Source organism: Marinilactibacillus piezotolerans (assembly GCF_900114235.1).
Lineage (GTDB): Bacteria > Bacillota > Bacilli > Lactobacillales > Carnobacteriaceae_A > Marinilactibacillus > Marinilactibacillus piezotolerans.
The window spans coordinates 1-3358 of record NZ_FOSJ01000094.1; the positions used below are offsets into that span (position 1 = coordinate 1).

The window sequence follows — 3358 nt, forward strand, 5'->3', positions numbered from 1 at the left end:
TTTTTCATCACTTAACAGGTGAAAATGAAAAAGTAAATTTAAGCTGCCGTTAGGCAGTTGGCACATGTTTCAACGAAAAGTATGAATTGTTCAGGTTTAAATTAACCGTGTGCTTACATCTAACGCAGCAAGTATACTCTCTTCATTTGCTAATCCTTTTCCAGCTATGTCAAAGGCTGTACCGTGATCTACTGAAGTTCGTATGATAGGCAATCCTAAAGTTACATTAACACCACTATCGAAGGCGAGTAATTTCATTGGGATGTGACCTTGATCATGATACATCGCAACTACAACATCATACTTACCTTTAGATGCTTGTAAGAAAACCGTATCTGGCGGTAAAGGGCCTGAAACATTAAGTCCCTCTTTTACAGATTGTTCAATTGCTGGTGCGATTTCATCTCTATCTTCAGTACCAAAAAGTCCGGATTCTCCACTATGTGGATTCAATCCCGCAACTGCTATTTTCGGTGATTCAATCCCCATGTTAATCATTGCTTCCTGTGCTAATTGAATACAATCATAAACACGATCTTTTTTTACACGGTCACAGGCTTCTCTAAGGGATACATGAGTAGAAACATGAACGACTGCCATCAAATTAGACCATAACATCATAGTATACTTACTAGTGCCCGTTAACTCTGCAAAAATCTCAGTGTGCCCATCATAATAATGACCACCTTTATGCAACGCTTCTTTATTTAAAGGACCAGTAATAATTGCCCCAATACGATCTTCCATAGCTAGATCAATAGCTTTTTCAAGATAACGGTAAGCTGCATCTCCTGCTTTTGATGATACCGTACCAATTTCAAACTCACTTAATGATAAGTCTACAGCATTTATAATATTAATCTGATTAGGTAAAAATTCTTCAGGGCTCTCTATTATATTTAATGGATACGGGTTTTCTAGTTTCTTAGAGTAATATTCGAGTATCGATTGGCTACCAATAATTAATGTGTTATTGCGATACGTGTCATTTTTCATTAATCCTTTTATCGATATTTCAGGTCCTATACCAGCTGGATCACCTATAGTTATGGCATTTAATTTCATCATTACATCTCCCTAATTTTTTCTAAGCAATATAATAAGTCCTCATTTTTCCCAAATGCTCCCGCTTTAGTAACAATGTTCAACCCTTTATATGGTCCATCTGATAGAGTGGATGAAACAGTTCCGGTCAACAGTTCATCCTGTATGGATACTCGAGTCGTTTTGATTGCATCCATTACGGATATTGCTGTTGCACCCCCGGTCAAAAACAGACCGGATAATTCTATTTCTTTCAGCAGAGAGTTGGTTACATCAGACAAAAAGTTCTGAACATACCAGCTACAATCATCATTACTCATTCCTAAACTTTCTGCATAAACTAAAGTCTTGTTATAATCTTCTCTATTTTTTGCAGCCGTTAAAATTAATTTGCCTTTTGACTTTAATAATTCTACAGCTTGTACAGTAATGGGGATAATATTTTTTTTGTCAAACAGTTCTTCTACTGAAATTTGAAGTACATCAATTCCATTATCTTCTGCGTATTTCATCTGTTTTAAGCTGTTTTCACTAATACTGCCCACAACTGCTAAAGCAGGTTTCAATGGGTAAACAGTTTGGAAAATAGCGTTAGCTAATCCTGCTGAACCTACCCACAATATCCGTTCTGAACTATTTAATAGTGTAGAAGCAATCGATACTAAATCAGACTCTTTCACTGCATCAAAGGTGTGAAATTTCGCCCCGTTTAAATGTATCTCAGAATTTACAGGATGATGAATCACTTTCTGATTAAATCCTTCTTCCAGCATTTTAGTAATATTATCAGTTTTAATAGGACTTAATGGGTCTTCTGCAAATTCAGTCTTCATCAAAGGAACCCCATTTAATTTATGAGTGCCCATTTCTGTGGTTCGCTTAATAACTGGAAATGCTGGTGCAAAGACAACCTTATCTGTCTTATACACATCATTTAATGCCTTTAGCTCTTCAATGATGTTCCCACGTAAAGTCGAATCGACTTTCTTATATATTAAATCAAATTGATTAGCATCAATTAGTGTTTTACTCATTCGTTTCACTTTATCATAAGCGTCAGCTTTACTTAAGTTTCTAGACTCTGTATCCAAGACAATGGACGAATCAAGTTTCTCGCTTTTTGGAAATAGGATGACGTCTACTGGTAAGCCTCTGTTCTTCATTTGAACTCCTGTGTCATTTGCACCAGTAAAATCATCAGCCACAACTAAATATTTTGAAGTCATTTATTCATCCCCTCTTTCTTTTATGATGTAGCACCCTCAGCCTTGGCTTTATGATTCTTATAAAGCCAGCTGACTAATAGAGGTGTCAAAATAGCTGTCACAATAATTGCCGCTGCTACTTGAGCTGTTGCAATACCTGCTATTTCACTTATACTTGGATCAATTGCAGCTAAAGCTGCTGGAGTACCAACTGCGTTTCCTGCTGTTGTACCAATAGCTGCTCCAACGTATGGATGATCTGCTTTAATTAATTTATAAGTGTAATACCCACCAAATCCTGTGACCACAGTAGTAATGACTCCTAAAAGGACTCCAGAAAATCCTGCAGTAATCAGTTGTGAAAAGTTGAGTCCGGCTCCCAGTGGAAAAGCAAAAAACGGAATCAAGATACTTGTTGCCGGTTTAAGAAAGACTCTAATATCATCGTCCAAGTTACCTAAAATAAAACCGATCAATATTGGGACAAGCGTTGCAATTAAGGCTGTGAAAGGCACTGAGGCAAGTCCTGTTGCACCTAATACGAGCATTGTCAGGAAAGGACCGTCATTTAACGCTATAATAGAAACTACACCCACATCTGTTGCGTCTCCGTATTGCCCTCCTAAAGCTGCAAATAGACCACCATTAGAATTGGTTAAGGCTGCAATAATTGCTAAGGGAGTTATACCTAAAAGTCCCATTGGACCAAATAACGCATTGACTAACACCCCTAAAAGTCCACCAAGGAGTAATTTCGAAATCAATAATGCTGTTCCTTTATATAATGGCTTGCCTGCTTGTTTTACCGATATCTGTGCACCATTCGCAAATAGGAATGCCGCTAATATTGCTGTTGCTCCAGTTTTGAAAAGCGCTTCTGTAAAACCGCCTAATTCAAAGAACTGCGGAAAAAATGTGTTTATAGTTGCTCCTAATAGCAAAGGTACAACCATCATTCCACCTGGTATTCTCTTGACTGTACTTAAAATTTTCATCTTTCTACCTCCATCTGTAATTTAGTAATTACCAATTTTTTTGTTTTTTCGTGTTGTTTTAATGCAACTATCGTTGCTCTATCAATTAAAATACAAAAAGGCACCTCTTCCCCC

Annotated in this window: 3 protein-coding genes; all 3 read right to left on the minus strand. The window is 37.1% G+C overall.

What is annotated here, in order from left to right; genetic code table 11:
- Positions 1–96: 96 nt before the first annotated feature.
- Genes pdxA through BM212_RS12100 form a run of 3 tightly spaced genes read right to left on the minus strand, consistent with a single transcriptional unit; the run spans position 97 to position 3244 of the window.
- Complete coding sequence (pdxA, locus tag BM212_RS12090; RefSeq protein ID WP_177206477.1) at positions 97–1068, minus strand: 4-hydroxythreonine-4-phosphate dehydrogenase PdxA; 972 nt, start codon at positions 1066–1068, stop codon at positions 97–99.
- Complete coding sequence (locus BM212_RS12095; protein ID WP_091898782.1) at positions 1068–2270, minus strand: four-carbon acid sugar kinase family protein; 1203 nt, start codon at positions 2268–2270, stop codon at positions 1068–1070. The genes pdxA and BM212_RS12095 overlap by 1 nt, the downstream gene beginning before the upstream one ends.
- 20 nt (positions 2271–2290) lie before the next feature.
- Positions 2291–3244, minus strand: a complete 954-nt coding sequence (locus BM212_RS12100) for a 2-keto-3-deoxygluconate permease (RefSeq protein WP_091898784.1) — start codon at positions 3242–3244, stop codon at positions 2291–2293.
- Between the last annotated feature and the right edge of the window lie 114 nt (positions 3245–3358).